17 protein-coding genes are annotated in these 17914 nt (G+C 64.7%); 9 read left to right on the plus strand and 8 right to left on the minus strand.

Annotation, left to right across the window (positions count from 1 at the left end; genetic code table 11):
* Positions 1–12 precede the first annotated feature (12 nt).
* Positions 13–1122, plus strand: coding sequence for an AGE family epimerase/isomerase (locus YH64_RS27065; protein WP_046807429.1), 1110 nt, complete (start codon positions 13–15; stop codon positions 1120–1122).
* A 103-nt stretch (positions 1123–1225) separates the two neighbouring features.
* Positions 1226–1441, plus strand: coding sequence for a hypothetical protein (locus YH64_RS30865; RefSeq protein WP_025135384.1), 216 nt, complete (start codon positions 1226–1228; stop codon positions 1439–1441).
* Between the two features lie 131 nt (positions 1442–1572).
* On the opposite strand, the gene YH64_RS27075 is transcribed toward YH64_RS30865, so the two are convergent.
* Entirely contained in the window at positions 1573–2508 is a 936-nt protein-coding gene (locus YH64_RS27075; RefSeq protein WP_046807416.1) for a LysR substrate-binding domain-containing protein, read from the minus strand.
* A 138-nt stretch (positions 2509–2646) separates the two neighbouring features.
* Here YH64_RS27075 and YH64_RS27080 point away from each other — a divergent pair, with 138 nt between their 5' ends.
* The 3 genes from YH64_RS27080 to YH64_RS27090 all read left to right on the plus strand — a co-directional run bounded on the left by YH64_RS27080 (position 2647) and on the right by YH64_RS27090 (position 5014).
* Positions 2647–3639, plus strand: a complete 993-nt coding sequence (locus tag YH64_RS27080) for a tripartite tricarboxylate transporter substrate binding protein (RefSeq protein WP_046807415.1) — start codon at positions 2647–2649, stop codon at positions 3637–3639.
* Between the two features lie 2 nt (positions 3640–3641).
* Positions 3642–4520 (plus strand): N-formylglutamate amidohydrolase, encoded by an 879-nt coding sequence (locus tag YH64_RS27085; protein WP_046807414.1) that lies wholly within the window; start codon positions 3642–3644, stop codon positions 4518–4520.
* Positions 4521–4699: 179 nt separating this feature from the next.
* The gene (locus YH64_RS27090; protein WP_046807413.1) at positions 4700–5014 is read left to right on the plus strand and encodes a hypothetical protein; all 315 of its coding nucleotides are present in this window, start codon (positions 4700–4702) and stop codon (positions 5012–5014) included.
* A gap of 64 nt (positions 5015–5078) precedes the next feature.
* On the opposite strand, the gene YH64_RS27095 is transcribed toward YH64_RS27090, so the two are convergent.
* Entirely contained in the window at positions 5079–5921 is an 843-nt protein-coding gene (locus YH64_RS27095; RefSeq protein WP_046807412.1) for a LysR substrate-binding domain-containing protein, read from the minus strand.
* A gap of 111 nt (positions 5922–6032) precedes the next feature.
* Between YH64_RS27095 and YH64_RS27100 the strand changes: the two genes are divergently transcribed.
* Entirely contained in the window at positions 6033–7016 is a 984-nt protein-coding gene (locus YH64_RS27100) for a bile acid:sodium symporter family protein (RefSeq protein WP_046807411.1), read from the plus strand.
* A 58-nt stretch (positions 7017–7074) separates the two neighbouring features.
* Here YH64_RS27100 and YH64_RS27105 read toward each other — a convergent pair whose 3' ends face one another.
* Both YH64_RS27105 and YH64_RS27110 read right to left on the minus strand, forming a co-directional pair.
* On the minus strand, positions 7075–7458 hold the full coding sequence (locus YH64_RS27105) for a Rieske (2Fe-2S) protein (protein ID WP_046807410.1): 384 nt from the start codon (positions 7456–7458) through the stop codon (positions 7075–7077).
* A 52-nt stretch (positions 7459–7510) separates the two neighbouring features.
* The gene (locus tag YH64_RS27110; protein WP_046807409.1) at positions 7511–9376 is read right to left on the minus strand and encodes an ABC transporter ATP-binding protein/permease; all 1866 of its coding nucleotides are present in this window, start codon (positions 9374–9376) and stop codon (positions 7511–7513) included.
* 261 nt (positions 9377–9637) lie between these two features.
* Here YH64_RS27110 and YH64_RS27115 point away from each other — a divergent pair, with 261 nt between their 5' ends.
* Positions 9638–10465, plus strand: a complete 828-nt coding sequence (locus YH64_RS27115; protein WP_046807408.1) for an aldo/keto reductase — start codon at positions 9638–9640, stop codon at positions 10463–10465.
* A 184-nt stretch (positions 10466–10649) separates the two neighbouring features.
* Here the strand turns inward: YH64_RS27115 and YH64_RS27120 are convergent, their stop codons facing one another.
* Together YH64_RS27120 and YH64_RS27125 are read right to left on the minus strand one after the other, a co-directional pair.
* Positions 10650–10853, minus strand: coding sequence for a hypothetical protein (locus tag YH64_RS27120; protein ID WP_046807407.1), 204 nt, complete (start codon positions 10851–10853; stop codon positions 10650–10652).
* Positions 10850–12025, minus strand: coding sequence for a PepSY domain-containing protein (locus tag YH64_RS27125; protein WP_046807406.1), 1176 nt, complete (start codon positions 12023–12025; stop codon positions 10850–10852). Before YH64_RS27125 ends, YH64_RS27120 begins: the two co-directional genes overlap by 4 nt.
* Before the next feature lie 246 nt (positions 12026–12271).
* On the opposite strand from YH64_RS27125, the gene YH64_RS27130 reads away from it, so the two are divergent.
* Entirely contained in the window at positions 12272–12985 is a 714-nt protein-coding gene (locus YH64_RS27130; RefSeq protein ID WP_046807405.1) for a metallophosphoesterase, read from the plus strand.
* A gap of 134 nt (positions 12986–13119) precedes the next feature.
* Here YH64_RS27130 and YH64_RS27135 read toward each other — a convergent pair whose 3' ends face one another.
* Together YH64_RS27135 and YH64_RS27140 are read right to left on the minus strand one after the other, a co-directional pair.
* Complete coding sequence (locus YH64_RS27135) at positions 13120–15861, minus strand: penicillin-binding protein 1A (RefSeq protein WP_046807404.1); 2742 nt, start codon at positions 15859–15861, stop codon at positions 13120–13122.
* Between the two features lie 226 nt (positions 15862–16087).
* Positions 16088–16906 carry a helix-turn-helix domain-containing protein gene (locus YH64_RS27140; RefSeq protein WP_046807403.1) on the minus strand — a complete coding sequence of 273 codons (819 nt, stop codon included), beginning with the start codon at positions 16904–16906 and terminating at the stop codon, positions 16088–16090.
* 162 nt (positions 16907–17068) lie between these two features.
* On the opposite strand from YH64_RS27140, the gene YH64_RS27145 reads away from it, so the two are divergent.
* Positions 17069–17914 (plus strand): MFS transporter (locus tag YH64_RS27145; protein WP_185975428.1); only part of this gene is annotated, 846 nt, incomplete at its 3' end.

The raw sequence follows: 17914 nt of genomic DNA on the forward strand, positions 1-17914 counted from the left end.
GGTCGTTCCAAGATGATTGCCGCACAGACCACTCCTATTCTGACGGAGCATGTCCGCGCGTTACGCGCACATTTCGACTCCGTCATCCTGCCGCTCTGGATGGGGCAGGGTTTCAACGGCGCATTGGGTCTGCCCTACGAATCGCTGGATGCCGCAACGGGCAAGCCGCTGCCGCCCAGCCGATATCGGGCCATGGCGTGCGCGCGTCAACTCTATGTTTTCTCAGAGGCGTCTGGTGCTGCCGCAGGCCAGCATGCGGACCGCTTGTTTGCGTCCTTGTGCCGCGTGTTTCGCAATGAACATGGCGGCTGGCTGTACAGCGTGGACGCCGAGGCGCGCCCGTTGGACGACACCCAGGACTTATATACCCACGCCTTCGTGGTGCTGGCGTGTTCGGCGTATTTTCAGCGCAGCCGTAATGCGGATGCGCGCAAGCTCATGCTGGCGACGGCGTCGGCAATTGAGGCGCGCTTCAAGACAAATGATGGGCTCTACCATGCGGCGCTTAGCGCCGATTGGCTGACGCCGCTGCGCCCGCCCGCGCAAAATCCCATGATGCACCTTACGGAAGCGTATCTGGCGGCCGCCCAGGTTGCCGAGCCCGCGCTGTTTGCCCAGCATCTGCGCACGCTGGCGCAAGGTGTCAGCCAGTTCTTCGTGCACGGTCCCACGCAGTGCATTTCCGAAGCGTTGCAAGGCACGGCGGGCAACCGGCTTGAACCGGGTCACCAGTTTGAATGGCTGTCGCTGGTGCACGGCGCGGCGCAGGTGTTTGAAGGGCTGGAGCTGGTGGAAACCTTGCCGCGCGCGGTGCAATGGGCACGCGCGCACGGGGTGGACGTACAAGGCCCGGGCGTGCTGGCGTCCTTGGATGAGTCGGGGGCGGTGGTGGACGGTACGCGGCGGATTTGGGCGCAGACGGAATACCTGAGGGCGCTGGCGGTGCTGGGTGATTGGCCGGCGCTGGAGTCGGGGCTGGCCAGTTTTCGTACCCATTTCGTCCATGACGGCGGTTGGCACGAATGCCTGAGCGGGCAGGGCGAGGTCGTGCGTGCCGACATGCCGTCGACATCGCCGTACCATTTGGCCACTGCCCTGGCGGCGATGCCTAACGTTGTTTAAACGCCCTTGTTAACAATTATTGTCGTTCAATTGTTATAAATCGATAGAAAAACATTGGTGAAATCCCTTACAATTTGCTAACACTGTTTGTGGGGAAGCATCAATGAGCGTTATGTGTTTGGCTTGCCAACGCATTAACCCGGGCCTTGCCGGCGTCGCGCCGCATTCGCACCTGGGACATCAAGGTTTCACCAATCCCACGCAGAAAGGGCGCGAAGAGAGTCGCGAAGATCACTTCCGGTGCCTGAGCTGCGGGGCGAAATGGTTGCGTGAAACCGATAAGTGGGGCGTGGACCTGGGATTCAAGCTGGCACCTTGATCGTTTTATCGCCGCACTTAAGGTCGGGCCTCTGTGAAGAGGCCCGTTTTATTTGGTTTCAAGTATACCGTGCGCGGTGAAACCAGAGGTGTCGATGGAGACGTCCCGCACTTCACGGCCTTTCGCCGTTTTCACGACGCCGATCTGGCCGCGATAACGTCGGGGTCGGCTTGCGCCGTGTCCAGCAACCATTGCCGGAAGCATTCCAGCGCGTAATGGTCGCGGCGCTGCGCTGGCGCGCACAGGTGGTATCCCCGGCTCAGACGAATGGGCAGATCAGGGAAGGGCGCGGCCACCTGGCCGGATTGAAGTTCGTCGCGCACCAGGCAGCGTTGCAATACCGCGACCCCCATATCCGCCATGACCGCGCGGATCAAGATGGACACCTGATCAAACCCCTTGGACAGCGTAACGGCATGGCGTGGCACGCCGGCTGCGTTGAACCATTGCGCCCAGTTGTCCTGGCCGTTGGTGTGATAGAGCAGGGGTTCGCCCAGCAGGCCGTGCGGGGTGCTCCATAGCCCTTGCACCTGGCGGGCGGCCAAGCGGTCGGGGTGGCAAATAACGACCACTTCGCGGCCGATGACGTAATCGGCCTGGCACCCGGGCCATTGTTCCGGAGTGCCGGACAGGATGCTGGCGTCTGGCGTGGTGCTAGAGAAGTCCTCATTGCGCCGATAGGCTGCGAAATTAAGCTGGATATCGGGATGGCGCCGATGAAAGTCCGGCAAGTGCGGCACCAGCCAGGCGCTGGCCAAGGTGGGCACCGTGGATAGCGTCAAGCGCAACCGGCGGTCATCCGCCCGCAGGTCGGCACTGAGCTTTTCGATGGCTTGTAGCGGCGTGTGCGCGCCGTCATACAACTTCTGGCCCATTTCGGTCAGCGTCAGGCCATGCGCATTGCGATGCATCAGCGGCTGCCCGAAGTGGGCCTCGAGGCGGGCAATGGCACGGCTGATGGCCCCTTGGGTGACGCACAGCGTCTGGGCCGCCAGGGTGAAGCTCCCCAAGCGTGCCGCCGCGATAAAGGCGTGCAGCTCGGACATGGACGGCGAATGCAGCCGCATTTAGCATGACCTTTGGTAATGAAGGAGTGCAATATAGTCGTTTGAAAGGGGACCGTAAAGTTTGGACACTGGCGGCCTGTCTCTGTCTGACAACCAGTTCTGACCCTTACTTCAACGTTTCCCTTTCGGAGTCGATCCATGTCTCGCCGCCTGCTTGGCCGGTCCGCGCGCTTTGCGCTTGCCGGCATGTTCGCCACGCTGTCCTTTGCCGGCATTGCCCAAGCCGCCGACTACCCTTCGCGTCCCATCAAGCTGGTGGTGCCGTTCGCCGCGGGCGGTTCGACCGACATCGTTGCCCGCCTGGTCGCGGAATATGCCGGTCGCGACCTCAAGCAAACCATCGTGGTTGAAAACAAGGCGGGCGCAGGCGGCTCGATGGGCATGGAACAGGTGGCGCGATCCACGCCGGACGGCTACACGATCGGCATGGCGACGATGAGCACGCACGGCTCGAATCCGGCCGTGTATCGCAAGATGAATTACGACCCGATCAAGGACTTCGCGCCTGTGGCGAACGTGCTGGCGGTGCCAAGCATCCTTGCCATCAACCCGAATATCCCGGCCAAGAACATGGCGGAATTCGTGGCGCTGGCCAAGAAGGCGCCGGCTGACCGCTACAGCTTCGCCTCGCCCGGCGTGGGATCGCTGGGGCATGTGAACATCGAGAATTTCATGATGCTGTCCGGCATCAAGCTGCTGCACGTGCCTTACCGTGGGGCGGGTCCTGCGTTGAACGACGTGATGGGCGGGCAGGTCGACGCCATCACCGACAACCTGTCGTCCACGCTGCCGCAGGTGCAGGGCGGCAAGCTGCGTGCGTTGGCCGTGCTGGGCGCCGAGCGTTCGCCGCTGCTGCCGGACGTGCCGACCTACATCGAACTGGGGTATCCCGACATGGGCACGGGCGGCTGGTTCGGATTGGTGGCCCCGGCCGGTACGCCGACGGCCGTGGTCGACCGCCTGAACCAGGCGGTGCGCGCGGCGATGCAAGACCCCGAGTTCCGCAAGAAGGCCGAAGACGTGGGTGGTACGCTGATGCCCACGACGCCCCAAGAGTTCCAGGTCCAGATCGAACAGGCCCTGGCCCGCTACGCCAAGGTGGCCAAGGCCGCCAACATTCAGGCTGACTGACGATGACGCTTGCCGATTTCAACGTGGTTTCCGTGCATGAACCTCAGGGGCCGGCCTTGCCGCTGGTCTGTGATTCGCCGCATAGCGGTGAACGCTATCCCGACGATTTCGGGGCGGTGGCAACGCAAGCGCAATTGCGCCAGGGCGAAGACACGCACGTGGACGCGTTGTGGTCGGCGGCGCCCACGCTGGGTGCAACGCTGATTGCCGCGCACTTTCCGCGCGTGTACATCGACCCGAACCGCACCTTGCAGGACCTGGACCCCGACCTGTTGGCTGAACCGTGGCCGCAGCCGCTGTCGCCGGGCGAGAAGACCCGCTTGGGCAAGGGGCTGATCTGGCGCCGCATGGACAAGGCCACGCCCATCTACGATCGCAAGCTGAGCCTGGCCGAGGTGCGGCATCGCATCCAGGCTTACTACGAGCCCTATCACGCGGCGTTGTCGCAGGCCATCAGCAGCGCCGAACAACGCTTTGGCGCGGTGTGGCACCTGAACCTGCATTCCATGCCCAACGACGCGTACGAACGCCTGGGCCGGCAAAGCGAACATCCGCTGGCGGACTTCGTGCTGGGCGACCGGGACGGTACAACGTGCGAGCCCGAGTTCATCGCGCTGATCGAAAAAGCGCTGCGCGACCTGGGCTATACCGTCGCGCGCAACGACCCCTACAAGGGCGTGCAACTGATTGCGCAGATCGGCCAGCCGGCGTTGAACCGGCACAGTTTGCAGGTCGAGATTCGGCGCCCCTTGTATATGGACGAAGCCACGCGCGAGCGCAACGCCGGATTCGACTTGTTGCGCGGGCATTTGACGACGGTGCTTGCCCAGGTGGCCGATTACGTGCGTGTGCGCATGGACGCGGTTGCGGCGACCAAGTAGCGGTCGACAACATAACAGTCGACAAAATAGAGTCGTTTGTGTGGCTGTGCCCAGGCAAAAAGCCGGCGTTGATGCAGATCAACGCCGGCTTTTTGCATGCCGCTTAAGTTTCCGTTTGCCGCGCCGTTGTCGCTAGGAACAAGCTGCGCCGACTGTGGCCGCGGCGCAAGGGAACCGTAATGCTAGAGAAGAAGATCAACGGATTTTCGGTGGTGGCGTACGCGACGCAACCCGAAGGGCGCACGCCGCCCCGGGCGTTCTTGGAGACGCGGCGCCTGGTGGCCAAGGTCAAGGAAGGCGAGGCCGGTGCACAGCAGGCGGCGGACCCGGATGGCGCCGAGCCGGCCGCCGCGCCGCCCGAAGGCCAGCCGTTCGAAATTTTTGTCAGCCGCCGCTTTCGCAGCGCCATCGAAGCGATGTCCGCCGCGCGCAATGCGCTGGACCGCGTGACCAGCGTGGACGAAGACGGCGTGCCGGATCCGCTGCCGGAATAAGCCTGAGCCCGGGCGGGCGTGTATTGACGGCCCGCCGCCGCCGCATCCGCACCTTGTGGCAAGGTCAGGTCAAGGTGCTGCGCATCAGGATGTCGGTCAGCGCCCGCGTGGGCTTGTTGGGGGCCGGAGCCGAGATGACGATGAATTCCACTTGCGGTAAAGCGGGCAGTTGCGTCGCGCCACCGGGCGCGGCCAGCCCCGCCGTGGACAGGTGCGAAGGCTGCACGGTAATGCCCAACCCCGCGCGCGCGGCCGCCTGGCAGCCCGCGTAGCTGGTGCTTGTGCAAACGATCTGCCAGCTGCGGCCGGCGCGCGCCAAGGCGTCTAGCGTCAGCGTGCGCGTCACGCTCGGCTCGCGCAGCAATATCAATGGCAGCGGCGCATCCGGCGCAAATCGCAGGCCTTCCTTGGCGCGCCACAGCAGCGCTTCCTTGTGCAGCGTCTGGCCCCGGCGATCGCCGCGCCGCCGCTTGCCGATCATCACGTCCAGCTCGTTGTCGTCCAGCAGTTTGTAGAGCTCGCTGGTGACGCCGATGGTCAGGTCCAGTTCCACTTCGGGGTGCGCCAGCCGAAACGCGGCCAGCACATCCGGCAGCGGCCCCATCGCCAGATCGTCCGACGTGCCCAGCCGCACGCGACCGCGCAGGCGCGGCGCATCGAACAGCCGCGCGGCGCGTTCGTGCGCGTCCAGAATGATCTCGGCATGCACCAGCAAACTGCGCCCGTCGCTGGTCAGCGCCAGCGAATGCGTGTCGCGCAGGAACAGGCGCCGGTTCACGGACTGTTCCAGTTGTCGGATATGTTCACTGACAGTGGGCTGGGTCAGACCCAGGCGGCGGGCGGCTTCGGTAAAGCTGGGGGCGCCGGCGGCCACCGTGAAGGTCTTGAGCCACAAGGGGTTAAGCATGGCAAGCCAATAGGGTCATAGAACTTTTCGATGACAGTCAAAGTAATCAATGGCCTTCACGATGGCAAGGGGCGCGCCTATAGTTTTCCGTAATTTCCTGGAAACCTAGCCATGCGCCGCTTTTTACCTGACCAATTCACGCTGATCCTGATCGCCACCGTGGCGTTTGCCAGCTTTTTCCCCGCCGTGGGCAAGGGCGCCACGTTCATGATGGTGGCCAGCAACGTGGCGATATCGTTGCTGTTCTTTCTGCACGGCGCGCGCCTTTCCACCGATGCCATCGTGGCCGGCGTGAAGGACGTGCGCCTGCATGCGTTGATCCTGGCCTGCACCTTCATTCTGTTTCCCGCGTTGGGGCTGGGCTTGCGGGCCCTGTTCCCCGGTCTGCTGACGCCTTCACTGTGGCTGGGCGTGCTGTTCGTATGCACGCTGTCTTCAACCGTGCAGTCGTCCATTGCCTTTACGTCGATGGCGCGGGGCAACGTGCCGGGCGCCATTTGCGCGGCGACCGCGTCCAACTTGCTGGGCACCGTGTTGACGCCGTTGCTGGTGGCGGTGTTGCTGCATCGGCAGGGCGGCGGACACGGGTTGGCCGACGCGGGCCGCATCCTGGCGCAGCTGCTGTTGCCGTTTGCGGTGGGCAGCCTGTTGCGGCCGTGGATCGGCGCCTGGGCGCAGCGCAACAGCCGCACGTTGTCCAAGGTGGATCGCAGTTCGATTTTGCTGGCGGTCTACACGGCCTTCAGTGAAGCCGTGGCGCAGGGCATCTGGCACGCGTTTCCGGCAATCGACCTGGCCACGATGGTGCTGGTGAATGCGTTGCTGCTGGGCTCGGTGCTGGTGATTACAACCTGGGGCAGCCGCAAGCTGGGCTTGTCCAAAGAGAACGAAATCACGCTGGTGTTCTGCGGGTCGAAGAAGTCGCTGGCGTCCGGCATTCCGCTGGCCACCGTGCTGTTCGGCACGTCGCAGATGGGCGTGGTGGTGCTGCCCTTGATGATCTTTCACCAGATGCAGCTGATGGTGTGCGCCGTGTTGGCGCGGCGCTATGCGGAACGGCAGCCGCCGGCGCAGGCAGCCGTGGCGGGGGCGTAGCGTCAGCGACGATGGTTACGTCAAGTCGGAAACGCCAAACGCCAACGTCGGCCAGCTGTCAGCCGCCGTCGCGCGGAACGATCTTGCCGGTGGGGTGCCAGTACACGGCGCCATCACGTTCCGACACCGTCAGCGCGGTCAGGCGCCCGTTCTTGCAAGGCCCGCCGACGCACAAGCCGGTGTCCGGCTGATAGGTCGCGCCGTGGCGCGCGCACATGATGAGGTCGCCCGCGCGGGTGAAGAAGCTGCCTTCCCAATCCAGTTCCACGCCCACGTGGGCGCAGCGGTTCAGATATCCATGCACGCGGTCCTGGTAGCGGACGAAAAAGGCAGTGGTCTGACCCGAGCCGTCGGACACCGGCACTTTGACGCCCAGGCCGCCGTTGGCCAGGTCGGATGCCGCGCAGACGCGGACTTCGGGGGCAAGCGAGGGTTCCTGCATGGCGGGCCTTTTTACGAAAGGGTGCGATGTTCGGTCAGGGCGATGGGGCTTGTCAATCCGCCGGGCTGTTGGCTGGGTTGTTCACCGGATTGCTGGCCGGGGCGTCGCTGACATTGGCGTCTTCGTTGGACGCCGCGCCGTCCTGCTGGCGCGCCCACATTCCGGCGTAGACGCCGCGTTGCGCCAGCAGCTGCGGATGGCGGCCGCGTTCGATGATGCGGCCTTCGGACAGCACGATGATCTCGTCGGCGTCGGCCACAGTGGATAGGCGGTGCGCGATGATCAGCGTGCTGCGGCCCTGGCTGACTTCGCGCAGGTTCGCCTGGATCTCGCGTTCGGTGTGGGTGTCCAGCGCGCTGGTGGCTTCGTCGAACAGGAAAATGGCGGGGTTCTTCAGGATGGTGCGGGCGATGGCTACGCGCTGCTTTTCGCCGCCAGATAGTTTCAGGCCGCGCTCGCCCACCATGGTCTGGTAGCCGTCCGGCATGGTCATGATCAGGTCGTGGATGTGCGCCAAGCGCGCGGCCGCCTGGATCTCGGCCTCGGTCGCGCCGGGCCGGCCGTAGCCGATGTTGTAGTGAATGGTGTCGTTGAACAGCACGGTGTCTTGCGGCACCACGCCGATCGCGGCGCGCAGGCTGGCCTGGGTGACGTTGCGCACGTCCTGGCCGTCGACCAGGATGGCGCCGCTGTCCGCGTCGTAGAAGCGGAACAGCAGGCGGGCGATGGTGGATTTGCCCGCGCCCGACGTGCCGACCACCGCAACGGTCTTGCCCGCCGCAATGGTGAAACTCACGCCCTTCAAGATGGGGCGGCGCGCGTCATAGCCAAAATACACGTCGCGAAATTCCACCTGGCCACCCGCCACGCGCAGCGGCAGGGCGTCGGGGCGGTCGGCCACTTCGCGGTCCTGCCCCAAGAGTTCGAACATGCGTTCCATGTCGATCATGGCCTGCTTGATTTCGCGGTAGATGAAGCCGAAGAAGCTCAGGGGCTGGTACAGCTGCAACAGGTAGGTGTTGACCAGGACAAAGTCGCCCAGCGTGTAGCGGCCCTGGGCGATGCCGGTGGCGGCCATCCACATCACCAGCGTCAGGCCCACTGAAATGATGGCGGCCTGGCCCACGTTCAGGATCGACAAGCTGACCTGGCTGCGCACGGCGGCCCGCTCGTAGCGCGTCAGCGAGGCGTCGTAGCGGCGCGCCTCGTGCTCTTCGTTGCCAAAGTACTTGACCGTCTCGTAGTTCAACAGGCTTTCGATGGCCTTGGTGTTGGCTTCTGAATCGGTTTCGTTCATCTGGCGCCGAAACTTGGCGCGCCATTCCGTGACGGCAAGGGTATAGGCCATGTACAGGATGACTGTCGCGCCGGTGGCCGCGGCCAGCCAGATGTCGAACATCTTCCACAGCACAATACACACCAGCCCGATTTCAAAGAACGTGGGCAGGATGTTGAACAGCAAAAACGACAGCAGCGTCTGGATGCCCTTGGTGCCGCGTTCAATGGCCCGTGTCAGCCCGCCGGTCTGGCGCGACAGGTGAAAACGCAGCGCCAACGCGTGCAAGTGGCGAAAGATCTGCAAGCCCACCGCGCGGATGGCGTGCTGGCCGACGCGGGCAAAGATGGCGTCGCGCAATTCCGAGAACAGCAGCGACAGCACGCGCGCGGTGCCATAGGCCAGGATCAGGCCCAGCGGCACCGTCACCGCGCCGGGCGCACCCTTGCCCAGTTCGTCGATGGCGTGCTTGTAGATCAGTGGCACATAAACGGTGGCCGCCTTGGCCGCGAACAGGCACAGCAATGCGCCCACGACGCGCACCTTGAGCCCGGTCTTGCCGGGCGGCCACAAGTACGGGAACAGGGTGCGCAAGGTAGAAAAACCGCCGCGATTCTTCGGGGGCGCGTCAGGGGAATTCATGGCTGGCCTTGGGGGGCGAAAGCGGGGGGTGGAGCGGTGTGAAGGGCATTATCCGGCACGGGCGCTATTATTTGGGTGATAACCCCTGGTATTTGCGGACCATTGCCTGGGGATGTCGGACCGGTATCGCAATGTGGGCGCAGCTCGGCAAGCCCGCTTTTTTATCTCTTCAATCCGGGGTTGGCCGGGCTGTGCCCCTGGATTGCGCGACCTGGCGCGTATTCGCCGTGCGAGCGTTGCGTTGCATGTTTCGGAGGGCTTATGGCGAAGGTACCCGCAGTGAAATTGAACGACGGCAGCAACATCCCGCAACTGGGGCTGGGCGTTTGGCAGGTGCCCGATGACCAGGCGGCCGCCAGCGTCAAGGAAGCCTTGGCGGCCGGCTACCGGTCGGTGGACACGGCGGCCATCTACGGCAACGAGGCAGGCGTGGGCGCGGGCTTGCGCGCATCGGGCGTGGCGCGCAAGGACCTGTTCATCACCACCAAGCTGTGGAACGACAAGCACGGCTATGACGACGCCCACAAGGCCATGGACGAAAGCCTGGAAAAGCTGGGCCTGGCCTATGTGGACCTGTACCTGATCCACTGGCCGGTGGCGGGCAGCACCCAGTTCCTGGATGCCTGGCGCGCGATGGTCGAAATGAAGGAAGACGGCCGCGCGCGTTCGATCGGGGTGTCCAACTTCACGCAGGCCAACCTGCAACAGTTGATCGAGACGTCTGGCGTCACGCCGGCGGTCAATCAGATCGAGCTGCATCCGGGCTTCGCCCAGCAGGAGCTACGGGCCTTCCACGCCAAGCACGGCATCGCCACCGAATCCTGGAGCCCCTTGGCACAGGGCGGCGTGACGAAAGAAAAAGTCATCGTGGACCTGGCCGCCAAGCACGGCAAGTCTCCGGCGCAGGTCACGCTGCGCTGGCACGTGCAAAGCGGCCTTATCGTGATCCCGAAGTCGGTCACGCCCGCCCGCATCCGCGAGAACATCGACATTTTTGATTTTGAACTGTCGGCGGATGAGATGGCCGCGATTGACGGCATCAAGAGCGGCGCGCGGCTGGGGCCGGACCCGGAACAATTCGGCCGATAGCCGGCCTGGGGAAGGCGGGTTCAATGGCCGGGCTCAATGGCCGGACTCAAGGGCCGGGCTCAAGGTCTGGCTCAAGGGCGGGGACAACGCCCCGGGATCGGGTCCAGGACCGGCCCAGGACAGGGCGCGGGACCGGGGCGCGGGACTAGGGCGTCGGATGGGGCAGCGGGGCCCCATGACCCGCCTAGTGTTTCAGCGGGAACACCCAGTACCGGACGATGACCCCCAGCAGGATGGTCAACGTGATCCACGACGCCCAGTGCCAGGCGCCCGTGCCCAACAGCGCGGCCAACAGGCCAAAGACGCTGAGCACGCCCAGCAGGATGGGCGCGCCCCATACGAACATGAAGCCGCGACCTGTGCGGCCTTTGGTGTGGCGGGCGCTCATGCCGGATTCCTTTGCGGGGCGGCGGCGGCCTGGTGCTTTTTCACCAGCTCGTTGATGCGCGCCTCGGTGGCGCGGCGCCGCGCAATCCACAGGTACAGGCCGCTGACCAGCACCACGATGGTGATGAGATCAAGCAAGGCCCAGATGATCTTCAGCGGCAGGCCCGCGTAATCGCCAAAGTGCAGCGGGCGCGACACTTCCAGCGCGGTCAGGTACCACGGCATTTTGGCCACGGTAGTCAGTTCGCCGGTTCTGCCGTCGACCAGCACGGGCGTGTTCAGCTTCGAGGTCAGCGGCGTGTCGCCACGCATCCAGGCGATGTAGTGGTGCGGGCTGCCGAAAGCGTTGCCCGGAAAGGCGATGAATGACACCTCGTTGCCCGGCATGGCTTTCTTGGCCGTGTCGGCCGCCAGTTGCGCCGAGGCCAACTGCGTGGGCACGGTCTGGCCCTTGTAGGGTTCCAGAATGCGGACCAATTCAGTGGACTGCCACAGGCGGAACAACGGGGTCGACAGTTCGTTGATGACGCCGGTAAAGCCCACCACGAAGGCCCACACCAGGGTCACGATGCCCAGCAGGTTGTGCAGGTCCAGCCATTTCAGGCGCGTGGACCGGGCGGCGCGGACGGTGCCGAACTCCAGCTTTTTCATGAACGGGCCGTACAACACCACGCCTGACACGATAGCCACGCAGAACAGCAGCCCCATGAAGCCCAGGAACAACTCACCCGGCAAGCCGGCAAACAAATCCACATGCAGGGCCAGCATGATGCCCATGAACGAGAACTTGTCTTCGGTATACAGCGGGCCTTCCAGCAGCACGTCGCCGGTGCGGCCGTCCATGCGGACCGCGTGCCCGGACGCCTGGCCATCACCTGGCTTCTTGGCCATGCCGACATACACCTGGGGCTCGTCGGGGTCGAAGAACAGGTAATCAACCACTTCGCCCGGATACATGGTCAGGGCGCTGGCGACCAGCTTGTCCAGATTGGCGGGCGGCGTGTTGGCCGGCACGTTGGACAGCGGCTTGGCGTCATCCAGCCAGTGCTCGATTTCATGGTGAAAAACCAGCGGCAAGCCCGTCAGGCAGATGATGAGCAGGAAGATGGTGCAAACCAGGCTGGTCCACTTGTGGATCCAGTACCAGGTTTTGATGGTGGACGCGGCTGTCATGGCGGCGGAAGGGGGCGGCGGCGCGCGCGGCCCCCTTTAAGCTGTTTGTGAGGAAGGCGGAACATTATCACGAATAATAGCGATTCTCGTAACGGAATATTTGACCCCCGGATGGCCAGGGGTGCAAGGCCGGCGTCAACTAAAGCGGGTTAAAAAGACAGGTCGGGAGATACCGGGCGCGAGCCGCCACGGTTTGTTTCAAGGGACGGGTCTTGCTCGCCCCGCAACCGGCAGTCGAGAAGCATCATGGAGCAGCGATTTTTAAAAGTCCCGCGTAACGAGCATGGCCGCGATTTCGCGGTCGGCGACGTGCACGGTCATTTTTCGCGTTTGCAGGAAAGCCTGGACCGGCTGGGTTTCGACCCGGCCCGCGACCGGCTCTTTTCCGTGGGCGATCTGGTTGATCGCGGCCCCGAAAGCGAAGCCGCGCTGCAATGGCTGGCCCAGCCCTGGTTTTACGCGGTCCAGGGCAACCACGAAGACTATGCGATTCGTCATGTGCGCACCGGCAAGGTGGACGTGACCAATTGGCGCGGTTACGGCGGCGGCTGGTTCCTGGACCTGCCCGTCGACCAGCAGCAAGTGTTTGCCGACGCGTTTGCCCAGCTTCCCATCGCGATCGAAGTCGAAACCCGCGAGGGCGCGGTGGGCCTGCTGCATGCGGATTGCCCGGTGCTGTTCTGGCCGCGCCTGGAGTTCGCGCTGCAAGATCGCTACAAGCGCACCAGCGCGACGTGCCAGTGGTCGCGCGACCGCTTGCGGCAGATGAACCGCACCGGCATCCAGGGCGTGCGGGCGGTGGTGGCCGGGCACACGCCCGTGGCCGCGCCGCTGGTCCTGGGCAACGTCTATCACATCGATACCGAAGGCTGGCGATCCGGCTACTTCACGTTCCTGGACCTGGAATCGCTGACGGCCTGGCCGCGCGAGGTCGTGACCGAGCTTGCGGTAGAGGAGTAGGCCGACGGGCGCGGGGGACGAGGGAGGGGGCCGTTTAACGGTCACCGTGGCACGAGAAAGCAGGGAAACGACACGGGCGCCGCAAAGGGCGCCCGTGTCGTTTTTCAGCGTTGGTCGGTTACAGCGTTGGTCGGTTACAGCGGCCGGGCGATGACCGAGCTGGACGTAGTTACCGCGCTGGCGCGCGCAGCGGCATCTTCCGCGCTGCCGGCAGCAGGCAGGGTGGCCGCCGGCATGCCCGCCGCCGGTACGCCCGTAGCCCGTACGCCCGAAGCCGGTACGCCCGAAGCCGGTACGCCCGCCGCCGGTACACCCGAAGCCGGTATGCCCGCCGCCGGTAGTCCAGACGTCGCGACGCCCGCCATGCCCCCCGGCGCAACATTCGCGGCGCTCGGTACCGGAATGGGCTGCAACGGCGGCTGCACGGCGCTGTTGTTCGAATTTTGCGGCAGCGCGGCGCCACCGGGGCTCGGCAGCGGCTTGACGGACGTGTCCACGCCATCCGTGCTGCGGTTGTTGTTCAGGAAATCGGTCAGCGCATCCCCAGACGACAAATCCAGCGACGCCACCGCCTGCCCGGGCGGGAATTCCGCAAAATAGTATTCGCCGTTTTCCACCAGCAGCCCGTCCGGACGCGGCGGCTGCTTGGCTTCGGGCATGCCCTTCAATACCGGCTGCATGTAGTCCAGCCACGTGGACAACGCCAGGCCGCTGCCGAATTCGTTGGTGCCCAGCGACTTGGGCTGGTCAAAGCCCATCCAGACGGTCGTGGCCAGATCGGGCGTGAAGCCCGAGAACCAGACGTCCACCGCGTCGTTGGTGGTGCCCGTCTTGCCGCCGACGTCGTTGCGCTTCAGCACCTGGTGCGCGCGCGCGGCCGTGCCGCTGGTAGTGACCCCGCGCAGGATGTCGTCCATGACCCAGGCGGTGCGCGGGTCGATAGCGCGCGCCGCTTCGTCGCCCGCCTTGACGGGCTGCGCCTGCATCAGCACTTTGCCCGAACGGTCGGTGACGTGGTCCACCAGGTACGGCGTCACGCGATAGCCACCGTTGGCGAAGACGCCATAGCCATTGACCACTTGCAACGGCGTGGCGCCGCCCGCGCCCAGCGCCAGCGGCAGCACCGCCGGCCAGCGCGATTTGTCAAAGCCGAAACGGGTCAGGTAGTCCTGGGCGTACTGCGGCGAAATCGCTTGCAGGATGCGGATCGACACCATGTTCTTGGACCGGTACAAGCCCTGGCGCAACGTCAGCATGGGTTCGTACTTGTTGCCGTCGTTCTTGGGCTGCCAGTCCTTGGAGCCCGTTTGCGCGGCCGTCAGCATGAACGGCTGGTCGGAGATCTGCGTGGCGGGGGTAAAGCCGCGTTCCAGCGCCGCGGCGTAGACGAACGGCTTGATGTTGGAACCGGGCTGGCGCCAGGCCTGCGTCACGCGGTTGAAGTTGCCCCGGTTGTAGTCAAAGCCGCCGATCATGGCGCGGATCGCGCCATCTTGCGGCGCCATCGACACCAACGCCGCTTGCAGCGCCGGCATGTTGATGATTTCCCAGGTGTCGCTGTCCTTGCCACCCGTTTTGTGGATGTACACGACCGAACCGCGACGGATGCGCTGGCTGTCGCTGGCCTTGGGGTTCAAGGCGCGCGCCACCACGGCCAGCGCCTTCTTGTCCGAAATGGTGATGATGTCGCGCGCGCTGCGGGCTACCTTCACTTCGGTAGGGCTGGCCGACAGGACGACCGCCGCCAGCAGGTCCTCGCTGTCCGGCGTCTTGTCCTGCACGCCGTCCAGAATCTCGTCCAGCGCCTGGGCATCGCTTTCGACGCCGTCAGGCAGGTCGATCTGATCTTCCGGGCCGGGATATACGGCGCGGCGCGTGTAGTCCATGACGCCATCGCGCACCGCGCGGTAAGCGGCTTCCTGGGCCTTGGAATCGATGGTGGTGTAGACGTCGATGCCCTTGGAATACGTTTCTTCCTGGAACACGCCGTACATCAACTGGCGTGCCAGTTCCGACGGGTAATCGCCATGCACGGCGAAGCCGCGCGCGCTGGTGCCGTCAGCCCCCCGGATCGTCAGGCGTTGCTTGAGCGCTTCGTCGGCCTGCTCGGGCGTCAGGTAGCCCAGCGCCTTCATGCGGCCCAGCACGTAGTGCTGGCGAATTTCGGCACGCGGGAAATTGGTGATGGGGTTGAAGCGCGACGGAGCCTTGGGGATGCCGGCCAGCATGGCGGCTTCCGCCGGGGTCACTTCCGACAGCGGCTTGCCAAAGTAAGCGCGCGACGCGGCCGCGAAGCCATAGGCGCGGTGCCCCAGATAGATCTGGTTCATGTAGAGCTCAAGGATCTGGTCCTTGGTCAGCTCGTTTTCGATCTTGAACGTGAGCAGCAGCTCGTACAGCTTGCGCGAATACGTCTTTTCGGAAGACAGATAGAAATTGCGCGCCACCTGCATCGTGATCGTGCTGCCGCCTTGCGACTTCGAGCCCTTGACCACGTTGGTCAGTACCGCGCGCGCCACGCCCATCCAGTCGACACCGCCGTGGCTGTAGAAGCGGTCGTCCTCGGCCGCCAGCACGGCCTGGCGCATCACCGGCGGGATTTCATCAAACCGCAGCACGTTGCGGTGTTCTTCGCCGTATTCGCCGATCAGGACCTTGTCGGCCGTGTAGATGCGCAGCGGCACGCGCGGCCGGTAGTCGGTCATGGCGTGCAGGTCGGGCAGGCTGGGCCAGGCCAGGGCCAATGCCAGCCCAAGCACGACGGCCCCGCACGCGCCGACGCCGGCCGCGACGATGCCCGTCTTGACCAGGATGCGCTTCCAGGGAAGGCCCGATTTGCCGCCCGGGTTGGCGGAGGATTGCTGGGGGGTGCTCATTGCAGGCGATTCTAGGACAGAACGCTATAGACCGGCCATGGCGTCATAAGGTTTCAGTAACCAAACTTGCCGAAGCCAAGTGGGGGGCGTGTGCCGCGGTAGATATAGGGACGGGGTCTAGCATACGCGCGACGCGGCTTGCGTGCGCGAGCGACGGGAATTGCGCTGTGAAATGTATTGCGCGCCGTGACAAACAGCAAGGCCGGTTGCATGCGCCTGTTGTGATTCAGCTTTCGGTAAGGCGCCAGGAGCCCTGTTGATACCGCTGCGGCGGCGCGCCCAACGCGCGGTGGAACATGGCGCTGAACGCGCTGATGCTGCGGTATCCCAGGTCGGCCGCGATGCGGGCAACGGGCACGCCTTCCGACAAGCGGCAGACCGCGTCAGCCAGGCGCACCTGCTGCACCCATTGCCGGTAATTCAGGCCCAGTTCGGCCTGGAACAGCCGGATCAGCGTGCGCGCGCTGGCGCCGACCTCGTTGCCCCAGGCTTCCATGCCGCGTTGCAGGCCGGGCTGGTCCAGGATGGCCGCGCAGATGGTCTGCAAGCGGCGGTCTCGCGGCCAGGGGATTTGTATGGGCAGCACGCGCGCGGCCGCTAGTTCAGACAGGATCAACGCGGCGATCTGCTCGGCCCGGCCCCCCAGCGGGTAGTCGATGGGCTCGGCCGTCAGTGCCAGGATCAGTTCGCGCAGCAGGCCGCTCACTTCCACCACCTGGGGTTGCGGCCAGTAGCCGGCGGCGGCATCGGCCTGGATGTAAAGCGAGCGCATCGACACGGCGCCCACCATGTCCACCCCATGAGGCACGCCGGCCGGCACCCACAAGGCGCGCAGCGGCGGCAGCGCCCAGAAGCCGCTGGGTGTGGTGACGCGCATCACGCCTTCGGCCGCGTAGATCAGCTGCGCGCGGGGATGCGAGTGCGCGCCCGTTTGCGCGCCCGCGCGAAATTCCTTGGCCAGCGCGGTGACGACGCGCGGGCGGTCCTGGTAGTCCTGCGCGTTGATGCTGCGGGCGGGGTCGGGCGGGGCAAGACGGGTGGCCATGATGTCACTTCCAACCAAAGGATGAGGCCGCGACGGCGGGCAGGGTGGCGCTATTTTGTCACTTGGTCGATGAAAATTGGCAGATCTTCGCAGCGGCCGGTTTCTACACTGATGGCTGGCTTTGGCTGTCAGCCAAACACAACCCCATCGCAAAAGCCGCCCATGACCCCCGCCCAAAATCCCGTTGCCGGCATGTCGGACGCCATCGTGCCCGCGCCCGCTGCGCAGGCGACCGCCGCCCCGTCCGCCGCCACGTCCACTGCCACGTCCACCCCCCCATCCACCGCCTATAAAGTGCTGGGCGCGATCAGCGTGGCGCATTTGATGAACGACATGATCCAGTCGATCCTGTTGGCCATCTACCCCATGTTGAAGGATTCGTTCAGCCTGTCCTTCGCACAGATCGGGCTGATCACCTTGGTCTATCAGTTGGCGGCCTCGCTGCTGCAACCCTTCATCGGCCTGTACACCGACCGCCATCCCAAGCCCTATTCGCTGCCCGTGGGAATGAGCTTCACGCTGGCTGGGCTATTGCTGCTGTCGGTGGCGCCGTCGTTCAGCTGGCTGCTGGTAGCCGCCGTGCTGGTCGGCACGGGGTCGTCGGTGTTCCACCCGGAATCGTCGCGGGTGGCGCGCATGGCCTCGGGCGGCCGGCACGGCTTGGCGCAGTCGCTGTTCCAGGTGGGGGGCAATGTGGGGTCGGCGCTGGGGCCGCTGCTGGCGGCGCTGTTCATCATTCCGCACGGCCAGCGCAGCGTGGCCTGGTTTGCCTTCGCGGCACTATTCGGCATCGTGGTGCTGATCGGTATCGGCCGTTGGTACAGCGCCAACCGCGTCATGTTGAAGCCGCGCGCGCGCACGGCGGGCACCGGCAACGGGCTGTCGCGCAATCGGGTGATCGGCGCGCTGGCGGTGCTGGGCGTGCTGATATTTTCCAAGTACTTCTATCTGGCCAGCCTGAACAGCTATTTCACTTTCTACCTGATCGACAAGTTCGGTTTGTCGGTG

The organism is Achromobacter sp. LC458 (genome assembly GCF_001005835.2).
GTDB lineage: Bacteria > Pseudomonadota > Gammaproteobacteria > Burkholderiales > Burkholderiaceae_B > Achromobacter > Achromobacter spanius_B.